The sequence below is a fragment of the Moellerella wisconsensis ATCC 35017 genome (genome assembly GCF_001294465.1).
Lineage (GTDB): Bacteria > Pseudomonadota > Gammaproteobacteria > Enterobacterales > Enterobacteriaceae > Moellerella > Moellerella wisconsensis.
The window spans coordinates 1-20,800 of the sequence record NZ_LGAA01000008.1 but is presented as its reverse complement, the minus strand read 5'-3'; the positions used below and the strand labels follow the sequence as shown (position 1 = coordinate 20,800).

The window sequence follows — 20,800 nt, the reverse complement described above, 5'->3', positions numbered from 1 at the left end:
GAGCATCGAATTTCGAGCAACACAGTGAATTACACTGTAAAAGTACTAATATGATGTTTTATATAAGATTAACAATATCAAAATGCTCAGTAATTTAACATTAATCTTAATTTTTAAGAATTATCTTAGCCAGGTATCCTTTAGATTTAATCTTTGATATAACCTTAAACATAGCTTATCTAATTTATATTTTTATATTCCCTATTCTATTTAAGAAGTATTAATTTATTTTCGCTAATTAAATTAATCGCTCATAGCTAAAAAACGAGGTTTTATTATGACCCTTCCTTTAGATGGCATTAAAGTGCTTGATTTCACAGGTGTCCAATCCGGGCCTTCCTGTACCCAAATGTTAGCTTGGTTTGGAGCCGACGTTATTAAAATCGAGCGCCCGGGCGTAGGCGATGTGACCCGAAATCAATTACGTGATATCCCCGATGTTGATGCACTGTATTTTACAATGCTAAACAGCAATAAACGTTCGGTCGAGCTAAATACTAAAACGCCGGAAGGCAAAGAAGTGATGGAGAAATTAATCAAACAAGCCGATGTGCTGGTTGAGAATTTCCACCCCGGTGCAATAGATCATATGGGCTTTACTTGGGAACACATTCAGCAACTTAATCCGCGTTTGATTTTTGGCTCGATTAAAGGATTTAATGAATGTTCTCCATATGTTGATGTTAAAGCTTATGAAAACGTGGCACAAGCTGCAGGTGGCGCAGCCTCAACCACTGGTTTTTGGGATGGCCCACCATTAGTTAGCTCGGCTGCATTAGGCGACAGTAATACCGGTATGCACCTGTTGATCGGGCTATTAGCTGCATTGTTACAACGTGAAAAAACCGGTGTAGGCCAACGCGTAACTATGTCGATGCAAGATGCGGTATTAAATCTGTGTCGTGTAAAATTACGCGACCAACAACGTTTAGAAAAAGTTGGTTATCTTGAAGAGTATCCACAATATCCAAATGGAACTTTCGGAGATGCTGTTCCGCGTGGTGGTAATGCTGGCGGAGGTGGGCAACCAGGCTGGATATTAAAATGTAAAGGTTGGGAAACCGATCCTAATGCGTATATTTATTTTACTATCCAAGAACAAAACTGGGAGCAAACTTGTATTGCGATAGGCAAACCTGAATGGGCAACCGATCCTGCTTATAGTACGCCAGAAGCACGCCAACCGCATATCTTTGATATTTTTGCAGATATTGAAAAATTCCTTGCCGATAAAGACAAACATGAAGCCGTAGCTTATTTAAGTAAATACGGTGTTCCATGCGCTCCAGTTCTGAGCATGAAGGAAATTGCCGAGGATAAATCACTGAGAGAAAGCAATAGCATTGTCGAAGTTGAGCAACCTAAACGCGGTAAATATCTGACTGTCGGCTGCCCGATGAAATTCTCATCATTCACGCCTGAAATAAAAAGCGCCCCTTTATTAGGCGAACATACAGACGAAGTGCTGGCCGAATTAGGGTATAGCGCAGAACAAATCGCTTCAATGCGCACCAATAAAGTCATTTAATCATTGCGGGAAGCCGATACGCTTCTCGTTATCTCCGCATATATCCATTCATATTGCAGGCGCTGAAATACGGTGCCTGTAACGTGAAATATTCTGGATAGCTAAATTTATATGAGGTCGATATGTCCACTGATCAAACGTTGACTGATGGCATGCACATTATTGTTGATGCGCTGAAGAAGAATGGTATTGAAACTATTTTTGGCGTAGTAGGGATCCCGGTCACTGATTTAGCTCGCCATGCACAAGCTGAAGGCATTCGCTATATCGGGTTCCGACATGAACAATCCGCAGGTAATGCAGCAGCTATTAGTGGCTATATAAATCAAAAACCGGGTATTTGTTTAACCGTTTCTGCGCCTGGGTTTTTAAACGGAATGGTCGCCTTAGCCAATGCGACAACCAACGGCTTTCCGATGATCCAAATTAGTGGTTCAAGCGACAGAGCAATCATCGATTTGCAACAAGGTGATTATGAAGAGCTTGATCAAATGAATATCGCCAAGCCTTTTGTTAAAGCCTCTTATCGAGTTAATAAACCGGAAGATCTCGGTATTGCTTTAGCTCGTGCGATCCGCGCCTCTGTTTCGGGTCGCCCAGGTGGGGTTTATCTTGATTTAACCACCGAAGTTTTAGCCGCGGTTATGAATAAAGCCGATGCCGATAAAACTATTTTTACGGTGGAAGATCCTGCGCCTAAACAGCTGCCTTCACCGGCATCAGTTGATAAAGCCCTCACTTTACTGGCAAATGCTAAGCGTCCTTTAATTATTTTGGGTAAAGGCGCGGCTTATTCGCGAGCTGAAGATAATATTAAATCCTTTATTGAAGCTACGGGCATCCCCTATTTACCCATGTCGATGGCGAAAGGGCTATTACCCGATACTCATCCGCAATCGGCAGCATCTGCGCGTTCATTTGCCTTATCCAATGCCGATGTTGTAGTACTGATGGGTGCTCGTCTAAATTGGTTATTGGGCCACGGTAAAGGGAAAAATTGGTCTCCAGAAACCCAATTTATTCAACTCGATATTGATGCAACTGAAATTGATAGCAACCGCCCAATTACTGCGCCTGTAGTCGGTGATATCTACTCCAGTATGGAGGCATTTGTTAAGGGATTGGAAACGATAAAAATCCAATCGCCACAAGATTGGACGGCTAGCCTTGATGAGCATAAGGCGAAAAATGTCGAAAAAATGGCCGCCAAATTAAATACTGAAACCTCGCCATTAAATTACTTTAATGCTCTGCGAGCCATCCGCGATGTACTGGTCGATCATAAAGATGTTTATGTGGTGAATGAAGGTGCCAACACCCTCGATAATGCACGTAATATTATCGATATGTATCAACCTCGTAAACGATTAGATTGCGGTACATGGGGTGTAATGGGTATCGGGATGGGCTACGCGATTGGTGCTGCCGTCAGTAGCGGCTTACCCGTTGTCGCTATTGAGGGAGACAGTGCCTTCGGCTTTAGCGGCATGGAAATAGAAACTATCTGCCGTTATAAATTACCGGTCACTATTTTGTTGTTTAATAATGGCGGTATTTATCGTGGTGATGGCGTTAACTTACATGGCGATGCAGATCCAAACCCAACCGTATTAATGGAAGCCGCTCGTTATGACAAAATGATCGAGGCCTTTGGCGGGATAGGTTATCACGCGACTACCGAAGCCGACATTCAACAAGCCTTAAAAGCAGGTATCGAATCAGGTAAACCAACTCTAATTAATATTGCGATTGATCCTACCGTAGGAACTGAAAGTGGTCACATCGGTAATTTAAATCCACAGTCGATTATAAAAGACTAATTTATCTTCTGTATTTGACTAATAGGTAACGACATATAGATGACAATCCCATTTATTGGGAGGGTCATCTATAGTCTTCATTTACCGAATACGTGTTCGAACATCAATTAAAATAGATTCAAAATATGACAATTGAATTAATAATAATTGCCAACGAACTAAAAAATTAAATATCAATTAATAATTAATACTTTTATTTAATAATAGGTGACCAGCATGACTGGATTTATGTTCAATATATTTATGAGTGATCTACTCCCCATTATTCTTATAATGGCATTAGGTTATTTCAGTGGCAAGCGCTCTGTTTTTACTAACGATCAAGCGCGAGCATTTAATAAACTGGTTTTAAATTATGCTTTACCTGCGGCACTGTTTGTTTCTATCGTTCGCGCCAATCGTGAAATGATTTTTGCTGATACTAAACTCACCATAATTTCTTTTGTCGTTTTATTATTTTGTTTCTTCTTTTCTTTCTTTAGCTGTAAATATATTTTTAAACATACACGTGGCGAAGCTGCCGTATGTGCATTAATTGCCGGCTCTCCTACCATTGGATTTCTCGGGTTTGCCGTACTCGACCCTATTTATGGTGACACGGTTTCTACTGGCTTAGTTGTTGCAATTATTTCAATTATCGTCAATGCGATTACTATTCCAATTGGACTATTTTTATTAAACCCGGGCAATTCTGGCGATAAAAATAAAAAAGGCTCTAGCGGCATGAGCTCATTGATGTCAGCAGTAAAAGAACCGGTTGTTTGGGCACCAGTACTTGCTACCGTATTAGTACTTATCGGTATTAAAATTCCTGATGTTTGGGATCCTACCTTTGATCTTATTGCGAAAGCAAACTCCGGGGTGGCAGTATTTGCCGCAGGCTTAACCTTAGCAGCGAATAAATTTGAATTTGATAAAGAGATTGTCTACAACACGATTTTAAAACTGGTCTTTATGCCAGGTTTATTCTTACTCGTCGGTCTATTCTTTAATATGAGTTCAGTACAATTACAAATGATGGTACTCGCCGGCGCATTACCACCAGCATTCTCAGGGATTATTATTGCCAGCCGCTTTAATTTATATACAAGAACCGGTACCGCATCATTAGCCGTCAGTGTTCTTGGCTTTATTATCGCCGCTCCTTTCTGGATTTATATTTCACGTTTAGTTTCTTAACCTCGTTTAACGTGGTTAACTAAATACTATTTTTCAACATTGAGGTGTTATCAGCACCTCTTTTGTTTCGTATAACTTGTAATTTCCGCTGATCAATTCAAGAAATATTGCTGAAAATAGGGAAAGGATAATGACTCAATCTCTGCCATTAACAGGAATAAAAGTTCTCGATTTTACGGGTGTGCAATCCGGTCCATCTTGTACCCAGATGTTAGCTTGGTTCGGTGCCGATGTAATTAAAATCGAACGCCCCGGTGTCGGCGATGTTACCCGCCATCAACTGCGTGATATTGAAGATGTTGATGCGCTGTATTTCACCATGCTCAACAGCAATAAACGCTCATTAGAGCTGAATACCAAGACGCCGGAAGGCAAAGAAATCATGGAGAAATTAATCAAGGAAGCTGATGTACTGGTGGAAAATTTTCACCCTGGTGCAATAGATCATATGGGCTTCACTTGGGAACATATTCAGCAACTTAATCCGCGTTTAATTTTTGGCTCAATTAAAGGCTTTGATGAATGCTCTCCTTATGTCGATGTTAAAGCCTATGAAAACGTGGCTCAAGCAGCAGGCGGGGCGGCATCGACCACCGGCTTCCCCGATGGTCCTCCTGTTGTAAGCTCTGCGGCTCTCGGCGATAGCAATACAGGAATGCATTTGCTGATTGGTTTACTCGCGGCATTATTACAACGCGAAAAAACTGGCGTAGGCCAACGCGTGACCATGTCGATGCAAGATGCGGTATTAAATATGTGCCGAGTGAAATTACGCGATCAACAACGTCTTGAAAAACTAGGTTATTTAGAAGAATATCCACAATATCCAAACGGTACTTTTGGCGATGCCGTTCCACGCAGTGGAAATTCTAGCGGCGGGGGGCAACCGGGTAATATGCTCAAATGTAAAGGTTCAGAGAACGATCCTAACGCCTATATTTACTTTATTAATCAAGATCACAACTGGCCAAATACCTGTGATGCATTAGGGCGTCCAGAATGGAAAACCGACCCAGCATTTGCCACAACTGAAGCCAGAATTTCTCATCTTGATGATGTATGGGAAGCTATCGAACAATTAGCACAAGATAAAGACAAGCATGAAATCACGGATTATTTTGATAAATTCGGGGTTCCATGCTCTCCAGTTCTAAGCATGAAAGAGCTTGCCTATGATGCTTCTTTAAGAGCCAGTGGCAGTATTGTCGAAGTTGATCAGCCTCTGCGTGGAAAATATCTTACCGTCGGCTGCCCAATGAAATTCTCTGCCTTTACTCCCGAAATTAAAAGTGCGCCATTATTAGGCGAGCATAATAATGAAATTTTACAGGCGCTAGGATATAGCCCAGAACAAATCGCCGAGATGAAAAAGAATCAGGTAATTTAATTAATATTATTTTGCTAATTAATATTAATCATAAAACAATCCTCGTGTGACGATTAATTATCGCCACACGATATTCAATCGATAAAATATAAAATATTTATATATACCAACTGATATTTTAAACATTATCAAAAAAAACATTTAATTAAGATAATATAAATATATTCAATCTTATTAAGATTAGATATATAGCCACTATATTCAATCAATATTTTATTTTTATAAATATTCATATAATAATTATTAAGGATATAAATAATGAATCCGGCCCTAAATACTCAACAAAATAATATAATAAAAGTTGCTGCTGTCGATTTTATTCCTGCATGGGGAGACCTCGAGGGAAATATTAACCGTCTAGCTAATGCAGTCGAAGACGTGGCTAAACAAGATATTCAATATGCGGTATTCCCAGAAACTGCTGTCAGCGGCTATATGTTTTCAGATTCGACAGAATTAGCCCCTTATTTAGATACTATCCCTGGGAAAACAACCGAGGCAATTTTACCCATTCTAGCTCGTACTGGGCTATATATCAGTGTCGGGATCGCTGAAAAAGACGGTCTTACTGGGCTGGCCTATAATTCAGCGGTATTGCTTGGTCCCGAAGGGATCATCGGTAAATATCGAAAAATTGGCTTGAATTCCCAAGATCAAAAAGTTTTTGCTAGCGGCAATAGCGGAGTAAATACATTTGAGACGCCTGTAGGCCGTATTGCTCTTTTAATTTGTTATGACGATACCTATTGGCAATATGCACGCCTTGCAGCATTACAAGGGGCTCAAATTATTGGTTGGCATTCAGTTTCTGATCGCATGATGCCCAATGCAACGGCCGCAGAAATGTTAGGCGATCACTCCACTGTCGCACATGTTCAGCATATGAGCGCCTTTAATGGTCTCTGGGTTATTTGTGCCACCCGTAGCGGTATTGAAACTAATCCAATCACCAAAGGACAACTGTATTATAATGGCGGTTCCAGTATTTGGTCGCCGACTGGGCATAAAATAGCGCAGTCCCCCGTGGTATCTCCATTAGAATTATCTCCCGGATTAAATGGTATTTATTGCGCTCAAATTTCTTTAGTCGACGCGGATCAACAAAGAGCTTACTGTTTAGCTAAACGACGTCCAGCGCTTTATTCACCGACGCTGGCGTTACATCGAAGCCCTACAGATATTAATGCAACCGCCACGCAATCCTCAGTTAACCTAGTCGCGGCACAGTGGCCCGTAAACCAAACGTTATTAGCATCACTCTCTGTTAATGAAAATGAATTAGTCGTTCTACCTGAGCTTTCAGCGATTCCATATACTACAGATGCAACCGTTATTCTTGCCAGTGCTGAGCCTCAAGGTGGCAGTTTTGAACAAACACTAATCAGCGCAGCACAACAGGGAAAAGGCTATATTGTCGGCAGTTATCCTGAGATAGACACAGATAAAATTTATCATACTGTCGTACTGGCAGGTCCCGCAGGCGAAATTTTGGCTCGTTATCGAGTGACTCATTTAAGCCAACGTGATCATGGTTGGGCTACTGCTGGGGAACAATTTTCTGTCACCACAACCCCAATAGGCCGAATCGCATTAGCTGCCGCCCATGAATTAAAAATATTGGAAGTTGGTGGAATGTACGGTGCATTGCGCGCGGATATTATTGCGGCGCCAGCAGGAGAACCGAGTTCACTAAAAGTCGAGATTGATCAAAAATTGTATTCCGTTACCAACCCACCAACGGGGCGGGCAGATTATATACCGTATGCTGTTGCTACCCTTAACCAGCTTTGGGTCGTTTGTGGCGGACGTCAGCTGGGCGATTTTACTGCGGCCGCTATTTATGGACCTGAGCCTGTAGTTTTAACCCCTACGATTATTGCTGAAGCTGATACAACCGCTGCGCAATATCGTACTTTACTGCCCTCACCTTATACTTGGATTAATCAACAGCGGCTAATTGATGGCCAAGCCGCGATTTGGTTTACACCGTTAGTCCAATAAAACCTCTAATTTTATAACCCTATGATTTTATATAGCCTCTTTAATTTTTGATAAAAAAAACGCGATGTAAATAATTACATCGCGTTTTTATTTAATGCTCTTTAAAACTAAGTTAACTTTGCGCTCGAATCATCGAGCGCATTATCAACGATAATTAATAAACATTAATCTTTTTTGCTGCTGAAACCGGCATTTAACAGTTCAGCCAGGTTAGCTGTTGCTTCATCAGCACTTACTTGTGGTGATTCGACGATGTCATTCATATGACGGCGACGAATACGATCCTGATGATAAGCAAAACCAGTACCTGCTGGGATCAGACGACCCACGATAACGTTCTCTTTCAGACCACGGAGTTCATCACGTTTACCCGCAACTGCGGCTTCTGTTAGTACGCGTGTTGTTTCTTGGAACGATGCCGCTGAGATAAAGGATTCTGTTGCCAGAGATGCCTTCGTAATACCCAGTAAGTCACGAGCATATTTCGCTGGGACTTTGCCTTCTTGTTCCAATTTACGGTTTGCGACTTTAACGCGTGAATACTCAACCTGCTCACCTTCGAGGAAGTCAGAACTTCCTGCATCCTCAATAGTGACTTTACGCAGCATCTGACGCACGATAACTTCAATGTGTTTATCGTTTATCTTAACGCCTTGCAGGCGGTAAACTTCCTGAACTTCGTTGGTGATGTAACGCGTTACCGCGTGAACGCCACGCAGACGCAGGATATCATGTGGAGATTCTGGACCATCGGAGATCACATCACCACGTTCAACCATTTCGCCTTCGAATACGTTAAGCTGACGCCATTTAGGGATCATCTCTTCGTAAGCTTCAGAGCCGTCCATCGGTGTAATCACCAGACGACGTTTACCTTTGGTCTCTTTACCGAACGAAACAATACCGCTGATTTCAGCAAGAATTGCAGGCTCTTTCGGACGACGTGCTTCGAACAAGTCAGCAACACGTGGCAGACCACCGGTAATATCTTTTGTACCGCCAGATTCTTGAGGAATACGCGCTAACGTATCACCGGCAGAAATAGCAATACCATCGTCTAACTGAACAATAGCTTTACCCGGCAGGAAGTATTGTGCTGGCATATCAGTGTTAGGGATCAACACATCTTTACCATTCGCATCGACTACGCGCAGTGCTGGACGTAAATCTTTGCTACCACCAGTACGTTCCGCTGTATCTAATACGACCAGAGATGACAGACCTGTCAGCTCATCAGTCTGACGAGTAATCGTCTGACCATCAATCATATCAGAGTAACGAATAATACCTGAAACTTCACTGACAACCGGCATTGTATGCGGATCCCAGTTAGCTACGGTCTCGCCACCAGTAACTGCTGAACCGTCACCTTTGCTCAGGTGCGCACCGTAAGGAACTTTATAGCTCTCTTTAGTACGACCGAATTCGTCAATCAGACGCAATTCAGTATTACGAGAAGTAATAACTAACTTGCCTTCTGTGTTCTTAACGAATTTCGCATTGAACAGTTTAAGTGTACCGGTATTACGAACTTGGATGCTAGATTCAGCAGCCGCACGAGATGCCGCACCACCAATGTGGAACGTACGCATCGTAAGCTGTGTACCCGGCTCACCGATTGACTGTGCTGCAATAACACCGATAGCTTCACCGCTATTGATGATATGACCACGCGCCAAATCACGACCGTAACACTTAGCACAGACACCGAAGTCAGTTTCACAACCAACCACTGAACGTACTTTTAAGCTGTCAACAGAATGCTCTTCTAACAGGTCACACCATTTTTCGTTCAATAGTGTATTACGTGGGACTAAAATGTCCGCTGTTCCTGGAGCCAACACATCTTCTGCTGTTACACGGCCCAGTACACGTTCACGCAGTGGTTCTTTAACATCGCCACCCTCGATAACCGGAGTCATCAAGATACCTTCGTGTGTACCACAGTCGACTTCTGTAACGACCAAGTCCTGTGCAACGTCGACTAAACGACGAGTCAGATAACCGGAGTTAGCTGTTTTCAATGCTGTATCCGCAAGACCCTTACGAGCACCATGCGTTGAGATAAAGTACTGAAGAACGTTCAGACCTTCACGGAAGTTTGCCGTGATGGGTGTTTCGATGATTGAACCATCTGGCTTAGCCATCAGACCACGCATACCTGCAAGCTGACGGATCTGAGCGGCAGAACCACGAGCACCGGAGTCAGCCATCATAAAGATGCTGTTGAAGGAGACTTGTTGCTCTTCTTCGCCGTCACGGTTGATCACAGTTTCAGTCGACAGGTTTTCCATCATCGCCTTAGCAACACGTTCGTTTGCCGCAGCCCAGATATCGATAACCTTGTTATAACGCTCGCCTGCAGTTACCAGACCTGATTGGAACTGCTCCTGAATTTCAGCAACTTCTGCTTCAGCTTCAGCGATAATACCGGCTTTTTTCTCTGGGATAACCATATCATCGATACCTACTGATGCACCTGAACGAGCTGCATAAGCGAAACCGGTATACATAATTTGGTCAGCAAAGATAACCGTAGGTTTTAAACCTAACATACGGTAGCAAGTATTTAGCATTTTAGAGATTGCTTTCTTACCTAATGGCTGGTTAACCAATGAGTAAGGCAATCCGCGTGGAACGATCATCCACAAAATGGCACGACCAACAGTCGTGTCAACTAAACCGGTATTAATGGTGACGTTGCCTTCACCATCTTTAACTTCTTCTGTGATACGAACTTTAACACGGGCATGCAAAGAGGCATGACCAGAGCGATAAACACGTTCAGCTTCTTTAGGACCCGCTAAAACCATGCCTTCGCCTTTCGCATTTACACAGTCGCGAGTCATATAGTACAGACCCAAGACAACGTCCTGAGATGGTACGATAATTGGCTCACCACTTGCAGGCGAAAGAATGTTGTTCGTTGACATCATCAGCGCACGTGCTTCTAACTGTGCTTCCAAAGTCAAAGGAACGTGAACCGCCATTTGGTCACCATCGAAGTCGGCGTTGTATGCCGCACAAACCAATGGATGTAATTGGATTGCTTTACCTTCGATAAGAATAGGTTCAAATGCCTGGATACCCAAACGGTGCAGTGTTGGTGCACGGTTCAGCATCACTGGATGCTCACGGATGACTTCGTCTAGGATATCCCAAACGACGGCTTCTTCACGCTCAACCATTTTCTTCGCAGCTTTAATGGTTGTCGCTAAACCGCGCAGTTCTAATTTGCCGTAGATAAATGGTTTGAATAATTCAAGTGCCATTTTTTTAGGCAGACCGCACTGATGCAGGCGCAGGTATGGACCCACGGTGATAACCGAACGTCCAGAGTAGTCAACACGTTTACCCAGCAAGTTCTGACGGAAACGACCTTGTTTACCTTTGATCATATCAGCCAAAGATTTCAGAGGACGTTTGTTAGAACCCGTAATAGCACGGCCACGACGGCCATTATCTAACAAGGCATCAACCGCTTCCTGCAACATACGTTTTTCGTTACGTACGATGATATCAGGCGCAGCCAGATCCAGAAGACGTTTCAGACGGTTATTACGGTTAATAACACGACGATATAAGTCATTCAGATCAGATGTTGCAAAACGACCGCCATCCAATGGAACTAAAGGACGTAAATCCGGTGGCAGAACTGGCAGAACGTTTAAAATCATCCATTCTGGTTTATTTCCAGATTGAATAAACGCTTCTAACAGTTTGATTCGTTTAGTCAGTTTTTTACGTTTAGTTTCTGAGTTGGTTTCATTCAACTCTTCACGCAACGTTTCACATTCGTTTTCCAGATCCAGGTTTTTCAGCAGGCCTTGGATTGCTTCCGCACCCATTTTTGCATCAAACTCATCACCGAACTCTTCCAGTGCATCCAGATATTGTTCTTCTGTCAGGATCTGACGACGTTCTAGGCTAGTCATACCGCCTTCAACAACGACATAAGATTCAAAATACAGAACACGTTCAATATCACGCAGCGGCATATCAAGCAGTAAGCCGATACGGGAAGGCAGTGACTTCAGGAACCAAATATGTGCTGTTGGTGACGCTAATTCAATGTGGCCCATGCGTTCACGACGGACTTTAGTCTGCGTAACTTCAACGCCACATTTTTCGCAGATAACACCACGATGTTTTAAACGTTTGTACTTACCGCACAAACATTCGTAATCTTTTACTGGGCCGAAAATACGGGCGCAGAAAAGGCCGTCACGCTCAGGTTTGAACGTACGGTAGTTAATGGTTTCTGGCTTTTTCACTTCACCAAATGACCACGAACGGATCATATCTGGTGATGCCAGAGCAATTTTGATCGCATCAAACTCTTCGGTCTTAGTTTGCGCTTTCAGAAACTTTAATAAGTCTTTCACGAAATGGCTCCTGTCGGAGTTAGACCTGTCAGGTGAGCGGCCCATGCCGCTCTCCCCAAAACCCAGTATATACACTGGCCGGACATCGCCAAACTCAATTTAACGATGCCGGCATAAAACGAATTACTCGTCTTCCAGTTCGATGTTGATACCGAGTGAGCGGATTTCTTTCAACAATACGTTGAAGGATTCCGGCATACCTGGTTCCATCTGGTGGTTACCATCAACGATGTTTTTATACATCTTGGTACGACCGTTAACATCATCTGATTTAACAGTAAGCATTTCTTGAAGAGTATAGGCAGCACCATATGCTTCCAGTGCCCACACTTCCATCTCCCCGAAACGCTGACCACCGAACTGAGCTTTACCACCCAACGGTTGCTGAGTAACCAAGCTATAAGAACCGGTAGAACGGGCATGCATTTTGTCATCAACCAAATGGTTCAGTTTCAACATATACATATAGCCGACGGTAACCTGACGCTCAAATTGCTCACCAGTACGACCATCAAACAGAGTAATCTGACCAGAAGTTGGCAGACCGCCCAGTTTCAGCAGTTCTTTAATTTCTTTCTCTTTTGCACCATCAAATACTGGAGTTGCAATCGGCATACCTTTTTTGAGGTTTTCAGCCAAACGCATAACTTCATCATCAGTGAAGGTGTTCAAGTCAACTTTCTGACGTGGATCGTCGCCCAAGTCATAAGCTTTCTGGATAAATTCACGCAGCTTAGCAACTTCTTGCTGCTGTTTAAGCATAGCATTGATTTTGTCACCAATACCTTTAGCTGCCATACCTAAGTGAGTTTCCAGAATCTGACCGATGTTCATACGTGATGGTACGCCCAGCGGGTTCAGTACGATGTCAACCGGGTTACCGTTTTCATCGTAAGGCATATCTTCGATAGGATTAATTTTCGAGATAACACCTTTGTTACCATGACGACCCGCCATTTTATCACCCGGTTGGATCCGACGTTTAACCGCCAGATAAACCTTAACAATCTTCAGCACGCCAGGTGCAAGATCGTCGCCTTGAGTGATTTTACGACGTTTAGCATCGAGTTTTTTCTCAAACTCAGATTTCAGTTCATCATACTGCTCAGCAAGTTGCTCTAACTGATTTTGTTTTTCTTCATCAGGTAGGGCTAATTCTAACCAGCGTTCGCGTGGTAATTTATCCAGTTTTTCAGCTTCAATACCGCCGCTGACCAGCACTGAACGAATACGTGCAAACAGACCTGCTTCAAAAATACGCAGTTCTTCGGTTAAGTCTTTTTTCGCTTCGCGTAACTGACTTTCTTCAATTTCTAATGCACGCTTGTCTTTTTCAACGCCATCACGGGTAAATACCTGTACATCGATAATGGTACCGGAAACACCGTTAGGCACGCGCAGAGAAGAATCTTTAACGTCAGAGGCTTTTTCACCGAAAATAGCACGCAACAGTTTCTCTTCTGGAGTCAGCTGAGTTTCACCTTTAGGTGTTACTTTACCAACCAGAATGTCGCCACCTTTAACTTCAGCACCGATATAAACGATACCTGATTCATCCAGTTTAGACAGCGCAGCTTCACCCACGTTAGGGATGTCAGCGGTAATCTCTTCAGGCCCCAGTTTAGTGTCACGAGACACACAAGCCAGTTCTTGAATATGGATAGTGGTGAAACGATCTTCTTGAACAACACGCTCAGATACAAGGATGGAGTCTTCGAAGTTATAACCGTTCCATGGCATAAATGCCACGCGCATATTTTGACCAAGAGCCAGTTCGCCTAAGTCAGTTGATGGACCGTCAGCCAGCACATCACCACGTTCAATTGGTTCACCTAAAGATACGCAAGGCATCTGATTAATACAGGTGTTTTGGTTAGAACGAGTATATTTAGTCAAACTATAGATATCGATGCCCGCTTCACCCGGATACATCTCATCTTCGTTTACTTTGATAACGATACGTGAAGCATCGACGTACTGGATAGTACCACCACGTTTAGCGACAGCGGTTACACCGGAGTCAACAGCTACTGCACGTTCCATACCTGTACCCACTAGCGGCTTATCAGCTCGTAATGTAGGAACAGCCTGACGTTGCATGTTCGCACCCATCAATGCACGGTTAGCATCATCGTGTTCAAGGAATGGGATTAAAGATGCACCAACAGAAACAACCTGTTGTGTGGAAACGTCCATATATTCAACCTGTTCACGGCTGAATAAGCTTGACTCACCACGGTTACGACAAGTAACCAGTTCGTCAACAAAATGACCTTCGTCATCTAATACGGTATTCGCCTGTGCAATGATGAAGTTACCTTCTTCAATCGCAGACAGGTAATGAATCTCATCAGTCACAATACCATCGCGTACTAAACGATATGGGGTTTCTAGGAAACCATATTCGTTAGTTTGTGCGTACACAGACAGTGAGTTAATCAGACCGATGTTTGGACCTTCTGGCGTTTCGATTGGACACACACGACCATAGTGAGTTGGGTGTACATCTCGAACTTCGAAGCCTGCACGTTCACGTGTCAGACCGCCAGGGCCTAATGCAGAAATACGGCGTTTATGCGTGATTTCTGACAGCGGGTTATTTTGGTCCATAAACTGTGACAGCTGGCTGGAACCAAAGAACTCTTTGACTGCGGCAGAAATTGGTTTCGCATTAATCATATCCTGTGGCATCAATGCATCAAGATCGCCTAAAGATAGACGTTCTTTAACAGCACGTTCCACACGAACCAGGCCAACACGGAACTGGTTTTCAGCCATTTCACCGACTGAACGGATACGACGGTTACCTAAGTGATCGATATCATCCACTTCACCGCGACCATTACGGATCTCGATCAGCTTACGCATTACCTCAATGATATCTTCTTCACTCAGGATGCCTGCGCCTTCGATTTCTGTACGGCCCAATGAACGGTTGAATTTCATACGGCCAACAGCAGATAGATCATAACGATCTTCAGAGAAGAACAAGTTCTCAAATAAGTTTTCTGCTGCTTCGCGCGTTGGTGGCTCACCAGGGCGCATCATACGGTAAATTTCAACTAAAGCGCTTAAGCGGTCGTTAGTTGGATCGACACGAATGGTTTCAGAAATATAAGCACCGTGATCAAGGTCATTAGTAAACAATGTTTCAATTGTTTTGTGACCTGATTGGCTCAGACGCGCTAACGCATCTAATGAGAGTTCCATATTCGCCGCACAAATAACTTCACCTGTGCTTTCATCGATATAGTCTCTAGCAACCACTTTCCCAGCGATATATTCGACAGGAACTTCGATACTGGTAACGTCTTCTTTTTCCAATAAACGGATATGACGAGCAGTGATACGACGGCCTTTTTCTATATATACTTTGCCGTTTGCTTCGATATCAAAGGAAGCGGTTTCACCACGCAGACGCTCAGGAACTAGCGTCATCATTAGTTTGTTATCACGAATATTGAAAACAGTTTTTTCGAAGAACAGATTCAGAATGTCTTCGGTGCTGTAACTCATCGCACGCAGAATAATGGTCGCAGGTAATTTACGGCGACGGTCAATACGTACAAATAAGTTATCTTTTGGATCAAACTCAAAATCGAGCCATGAACCACGGTAAGGGATAATACGTGCGTTATATAGCACCTTACCAGATGAGTGTGTTTTACCTTTATCACTGTCGAAGAACACACCAGGACTACGGTGTAACTGAGATACGATAACGCGCTCAGTACCGTTGATAACAAAAGTCCCGTTGTCAGTCATGAGTGGAATTTCACCCATGTAGACTTCTTGTTCTTTGATATCTTTAACAGTGCCTTCTGGAGCTTCACGCTCATACACGACTAAACGAAGTTTAACGCGCAGAGGGGCAGAATAGGTGATACCTCGGATTTGACATTCTTTAACATCAAACACTGGCTCGCCTAAACGATAGCTGACGTATTGCAGTTCTGCATTACCGCTATAGCTCTGAATAGGAAAAACAGAACGGAAAGCTGCTTCTAGCCCGTTCTGACCATCTGGATCTTGCTCGATAAATTTCTGAAACGAGTCAAGTTGAATAGATAGGAGATATGGAATATCCAGCACTTGTGGACGTTTACCAAAATCCTTACGAATACGTTTTTTCTCGGTATAGGAGTAAACCATAGGGTTCCTCAGCTCGCTGATCAGTGACCCACTCTATCCGTCCGAAAGGACAGCTCATCAACGCTATTTTTTGAATGGAAAAGAATATTTCCATAATACTCTTTGCAATTACTCTTAAATCATTTCATTGTGTTACTTTAACTACCGAGCTACCCGAGCGGGTCGTAGCTGAGAACACAGTATATTAAGGCGTCAATGGCAAGGAATATTGGAGGGCGAATTAACAACTAAATAGCGTGAAAAGCTGTTAACACCCATCACGCATTACAGCGCAAAAAGGCTGGTGACTATTAAATCACCAGCCATCAGCCTATTATAGTCAGGCTGCTAACTCAAAGCAAAACTTACTTGATCTCAACAGAAGCACCAGCTTCTTCCAGAGATTTTTTCAGAGTTTCTGCTTCGTCTTTAGATGCTGCTTCTTTGATTGTAGCTGGAGCAGATTCTACCATGTCTTTAGCTTCTTTCAGGCCAAGACCGGTCGCACCACGGACTGCTTTGATAACTGCTACTTTGTTAGCGCCGATTGAGCTCAGGATAACATCGAATTCAGTTTTTTCTTCAGCAGCTTCAGCAGGGCCCGCAGCAACAGCTACAGCTGCAGCAGCAGAAACGCCGAATTTTTCTTCCATCATGGTGATCAGTTCTACAACGTCCATTACAGACATTTCTGCAACTGCATCAAGGATTTGTTCTTTAGTGATAGACATAACAAGTGTTCCTAAAATTCAGAAATAGTTTATACGTTAAAAAGCAACGAAGGAAATAGGCTATTAAGCAGCTTCTTTCTGATCGCGCAGTGCAGCCATAGTGCGAACCAGTTTGCCTGCAGAGGCTTCTTTCATGGTTGCCATCAGGCGTGCGATTGCTTCTTCGTAAGTTGGTAAAGTTGCCAGACGATCGATATCGGTAGCCTGGATAAATTCACCTTCAAAGGCCGCAGCTTTAATCTCGAATGCTGGATTCGCTTTCGCGAACTCTTTGAACAGACGAGCAGCAGCGCCCGGATGTTCGTTAGAGAAAGCAATCAAGGTTGGACCGATAAACACGTCTTTCAGGCACTCATAAGCAGTACCTTCAACAGCACGACGAATTAACGTGTTACGAACAACACGAATATAAACGCCAGCTTCGCGACCTGCTTTACGCAGTTCAGTCATTTTGCCTACAGTCACACCGCGAGAATCCGCGACAACTGCAGAAAGCGCGCCTTTGGCTACTTCGTTGACTTCAGCAACAATCGCTTGTTTGTCTTGAAGATTTAGTGCCATTAGCTTCTTGCTCCTGGATTAACCGGGTAAACCCGGGGACTCACATCACTCAGTACACGGAATTGTGCCTGAGCGCTAAAACACGGTGAGCAGAATCCAGAATAAAATTCTTGGTGGCTCTGTCACCGTCTACGCAGGATGATTAAGTAATTAGATACACCTGCGGTCTTGGACGGGGTCTGGAAAAGGCCAGACTCCAACCGGAAATTATGTTGCTTATCTGAAATAAATCGAATTTGAAATAAATCACATAAACTGGGCGTCAGATTTTATACAAATCTGACGCAAAGGTAAAGCCTAATTCTTTAAATAGAATTAAACTGCAGCAGACAGACCAGATTGGTCGATTGCTACACCCGCTCCCATAGTGGTAGACAGGCTAACTTTCTTGATGTAAACACCTTTCGCTGTTGAAGGTTTTGCCTTTTTCAGCGCAACCAGCAGAGATTCCAGGTTTTCTTTCAGTTTGTCTGCATCAAAGTTAGCTTTACCAATGGTAGTGTGGATAATACCATTTTTGTCGTTACGGTAACGAATCTGACCCGCTTTAGCATTTTGAACTGCTTCAGCAACGTTAGGAGTTACAGTACCAACTTTAGGGTTTGGCATCAGGCCACGTGGGCCCAGAATTTGACCTAATTGGCCAACAACGCGCATTGCATCAGGAGAAGCAATAACAACGTCAAAATTCATTTCGCCTTTTTTGATAGCGTCAGCCAGATCTTCCATACCCACCAGTTCAGCGCCAGCAGCTTTAGCAGCTTCAGCGTTTGCGCCCTGTGTGAACACAGCGACACGAACTGAACGGCCAGTACCGTGTGGCAGTACAGTCGCACCACGAACGTTCTGATCTGATTTACGAGCATCGATGCCAAGGTTAACAGCAACATCAACGCTTTCTACGAATTTAGCAGTTGCTAATTCTTTCAGCAGAGTAATAGCTTCATTGATGTCATACAGTTTAGTTGCATCAACTTTTTCACGGATATTGCGCATGCGCTTATTCAGTTTAGCCATTGATTAATCCTCCACTACCAGGCCCATGGAACGAGCAGTACCTTCGATTGAACGCATCATAGCGTCAACGTCAGCACCCGTCATGTCCGCAGCTTTAGTTTCTGCGATTTCGCGAACCTGAGCTTTGGTTACTTTCCCTACTTTGTCTTTGTTAGGCTTACCTGAACCAGACTTAATGCCCGCTGCTTTTTTCAGCAGTACGGCTGCAGGAGGGGTTTTAGTAACGAAAGTGAAAGAACGGTCTGAATATACAGTAATAACAACTGGAGTTGGCAGACCTTTCTCTAGGCTTTCTGTTTTTGCGTTGAACGCTTTACAGAATTCCATGATATTAACACCTTGTTGACCCAGTGCTGGACCAACCGGTGGACTTGGGTTTGCCATACCAGCTGCAACTTGCAGCTTAACGTAGGCTTGTACTTTCTTAGCCATGAAAAATTTCCTCTAGATGGGTGATAACGCCTAATTAAAGGCTCCCCGTAATATACGCCTCGTTCATATTTGAACAAAGCACTAAAAACAAAAGGCGCGAAATTGTAGAATAATTTCTCGCCTTTTGCAAGCCAGTGATCCGAAGAGCTGTGTTAGCCTTTTTCGACCTGACTAAAATCTAGTTCAACTGGAGTTGCGCGACCAAAGATAGAAACCGAAACTTTCAAGCGGCTTTTCTCATAATCAACTTCTTCAACAACGCCATTGAAGTCGGCAAATGGACCGTCACTAACACGTACCATTTCACCTGGTTCAAACAATGTTTTCGGACGTGGTTTATCGCCAACTTGTTGTAAGCGATTCATAATCGCATCAACTTCTTTATCACTAATTGGTGCTGGGCGATCTGATGTACCACCAATGAAGCCCATGACGCGAGGTACGCTACGTACCAAATGCCATGATTCATCATTCATCACCATTTGAACTAATACATAACCCGGAAAGAATTTACGTTCACTTTTACGACGTTGACCGCTACGAATTTCAACCACTTCTTCCGTAGGGACCATGACTTCGCCGAATGACTCTTCCATATTATGTAATTTGATATGCTCGCGCAGTGACTGAGCAACACGACCTTCAAAACCGGAGAAAGCCTGAATCACATACCAACGCTTTTTAGGTGAATCTGACATCTTAGAAAAACCTCAGGCTTGTAAGGAATGAAACTAAACGCACCAGAATACCATCTAATCCCCACAGGATCAGTGCCATTATTGCGGTGACTACAGCAACAATTAATGTTGTCTGTAAGGCTTCCTGGCGAGTTGGCCAAATAACTTTACGCATTTCTGTACGTGCTTCACGCGCGAAAACTAAAGTTGCTTTGCCTTTTGTTGTCCACAATGCAATAGCGCCAGCAACTGCAACGACGGCTACAACTGCTATCGCACGTAGAGCAAGATTATATTGTCGGAAGTAATAGTTACCCACTATAGCAACGACTAACAGGACAGCAACAACAATCCACTTTGTGATGTCAATGCCACGTCCACTTCCTTGAGCTTCGCTATTCGCACTCATAAAATCAACCTGCCACTATGAAGTATGTATAAAGTCAGATTGTCTCACACTGAAGCAAAACAAACCGAACCAATAGAATATGCCAATATTCTCTCTATGATACTAGGGAGACCGAGTTTACTGCAAACCCAAAGATGGATACTCGGTAGGTCCTGCGAGGTATAAGACTATTGGCCTGCCCGCAATACAGCAGACACTTATCAAATTCCGCAGGCAAATTCCAGCATGCTCTGTTATCTATTCACCGTTAGCATCAGAAATAATTCCTGATGGCTGGCAACGATAAAATATACCATAAATTAAGAGCAAAACCTTATTAAATCTCATGATCCTGAATAAAGTATTTACACAGGAAAGTCATTCATTACCCCTTTGTCTCATTTTAATTAAATTAAAATTTCGTCTAACGGATAAAAAACGAGCTATTTTTCGCTGTTTCAGAGCCTATCTCACCAATAATTGACCAACTATTGATGAGATAGGTTCTTAATTTTACAACGTATAAAAAGGGCATCATATGATGCCCTTTTTATTATACTAAA

Annotated in this window: 13 protein-coding genes; 5 read left to right on the top strand and 8 right to left on the bottom strand. The window is 43.3% G+C overall.

The features are described from left to right. Positions 1-277: 277 nt before the first annotated feature. The 5 genes from frc (M992_RS04180) (at position 278) to M992_RS04160 (ending at position 7,915) form a co-directional block, all read left to right on the top strand. Positions 278-1,528, top strand: a complete 1,251-nt coding sequence (gene frc / locus M992_RS04180) for a formyl-CoA transferase (protein WP_053907442.1) — start codon at positions 278-280, stop codon at positions 1,526-1,528. Positions 1,529-1,650: 122 nt separating this feature from the next. Continuing rightward, positions 1,651-3,348, top strand: coding sequence for an oxalyl-CoA decarboxylase (gene oxc / locus M992_RS04175; protein WP_053907441.1), 1,698 nt, complete (start codon positions 1,651-1,653; stop codon positions 3,346-3,348). A gap of 228 nt (positions 3,349-3,576) precedes the next feature. Continuing rightward, a complete protein-coding gene (gene yfdV / locus M992_RS04170; RefSeq protein WP_134473648.1) occupies positions 3,577-4,527 on the top strand; it encodes a transporter YfdV in 951 nt (316 codons plus the stop codon). Positions 4,528-4,657: 130 nt separating this feature from the next. After that, positions 4,658-5,914: a formyl-CoA transferase gene (frc, locus tag M992_RS04165; protein WP_053907439.1), complete on the top strand. Its 1,257-nt coding sequence runs from the start codon at positions 4,658-4,660 to the stop codon at positions 5,912-5,914. 258 nt (positions 5,915-6,172) lie between these two features. After that, positions 6,173-7,915: a nitrilase-related carbon-nitrogen hydrolase gene (locus M992_RS04160; protein ID WP_053907438.1), complete on the top strand. Its 1,743-nt coding sequence runs from the start codon at positions 6,173-6,175 to the stop codon at positions 7,913-7,915. Between the two features lie 164 nt (positions 7,916-8,079). Here the strand turns inward: M992_RS04160 and rpoC are convergent, their stop codons facing one another. From rpoC to secE, 8 genes are all read right to left on the bottom strand, one after another. Further along, positions 8,080-12,300, bottom strand: coding sequence for a DNA-directed RNA polymerase subunit beta' (gene rpoC, locus M992_RS04155; protein WP_047254799.1), 4,221 nt, complete (start codon positions 12,298-12,300; stop codon positions 8,080-8,082). 123 nt (positions 12,301-12,423) lie between these two features. Continuing rightward, positions 12,424-16,452: a DNA-directed RNA polymerase subunit beta gene (gene rpoB / locus M992_RS04150; protein ID WP_053907437.1), complete on the bottom strand. Its 4,029-nt coding sequence runs from the start codon at positions 16,450-16,452 to the stop codon at positions 12,424-12,426. A gap of 344 nt (positions 16,453-16,796) precedes the next feature. Continuing rightward, positions 16,797-17,162, bottom strand: a complete 366-nt coding sequence (rplL, locus tag M992_RS04145) for a 50S ribosomal protein L7/L12 (RefSeq protein WP_047254797.1) — start codon at positions 17,160-17,162, stop codon at positions 16,797-16,799. Positions 17,163-17,225: 63 nt separating this feature from the next. Further along, entirely contained in the window at positions 17,226-17,723 is a 498-nt protein-coding gene (gene rplJ / locus M992_RS04140) for a 50S ribosomal protein L10 (protein ID WP_053907436.1), read from the bottom strand. 315 nt (positions 17,724-18,038) lie between these two features. Then, entirely contained in the window at positions 18,039-18,740 is a 702-nt protein-coding gene (rplA, locus tag M992_RS04135; protein ID WP_047254795.1) for a 50S ribosomal protein L1, read from the bottom strand. A 3-nt stretch (positions 18,741-18,743) separates the two neighbouring features. Further along, positions 18,744-19,172, bottom strand: coding sequence for a 50S ribosomal protein L11 (rplK, locus tag M992_RS04130; protein ID WP_053907435.1), 429 nt, complete (start codon positions 19,170-19,172; stop codon positions 18,744-18,746). 152 nt (positions 19,173-19,324) lie between these two features. After that, on the bottom strand, positions 19,325-19,870 hold the full coding sequence (gene nusG / locus M992_RS04125) for a transcription termination/antitermination protein NusG (RefSeq protein WP_053907434.1): 546 nt from the start codon (positions 19,868-19,870) through the stop codon (positions 19,325-19,327). Position 19,871: 1 nt separating this feature from the next. Next, complete coding sequence (gene secE / locus M992_RS04120; RefSeq protein WP_053907433.1) at positions 19,872-20,258, bottom strand: preprotein translocase subunit SecE; 387 nt, start codon at positions 20,256-20,258, stop codon at positions 19,872-19,874. Positions 20,259-20,800: the final 542 nt, after the last annotated feature.

Coding starts and splice junctions, on each gene's coding strand:
- yfdV (WP_134473648.1), top strand. CDS start 3,577: ATGTTCAATATATTTATGAGTGATCTACTCCCCATTATTCTTATAATG.
- rpoB (WP_053907437.1), bottom strand. CDS start 16,452: ATGGTTTACTCCTATACCGAGAAAAAACGTATTCGTAAGGATTTTGGT.
- oxc (WP_053907441.1), top strand. CDS start 1,651: ATGTCCACTGATCAAACGTTGACTGATGGCATGCACATTATTGTTGAT.
- frc (WP_053907439.1), top strand. CDS start 4,658: ATGACTCAATCTCTGCCATTAACAGGAATAAAAGTTCTCGATTTTACG.
- rplL (WP_047254797.1), bottom strand. CDS start 17,162: ATGTCTATCACTAAAGAACAAATCCTTGATGCAGTTGCAGAAATGTCT.
- rplK (WP_053907435.1), bottom strand. CDS start 19,172: ATGGCTAAGAAAGTACAAGCCTACGTTAAGCTGCAAGTTGCAGCTGGT.
- secE (WP_053907433.1), bottom strand. CDS start 20,258: ATGAGTGCGAATAGCGAAGCTCAAGGAAGTGGACGTGGCATTGACATC.
- rplJ (WP_053907436.1), bottom strand. CDS start 17,723: ATGGCACTAAATCTTCAAGACAAACAAGCGATTGTTGCTGAAGTCAAC.
- rplA (WP_047254795.1), bottom strand. CDS start 18,740: ATGGCTAAACTGAATAAGCGCATGCGCAATATCCGTGAAAAAGTTGAT.
- frc (WP_053907442.1), top strand. CDS start 278: ATGACCCTTCCTTTAGATGGCATTAAAGTGCTTGATTTCACAGGTGTC.
- M992_RS04160 (WP_053907438.1), top strand. CDS start 6,173: ATGAATCCGGCCCTAAATACTCAACAAAATAATATAATAAAAGTTGCT.
- nusG (WP_053907434.1), bottom strand. CDS start 19,870: ATGTCAGATTCACCTAAAAAGCGTTGGTATGTGATTCAGGCTTTCTCC.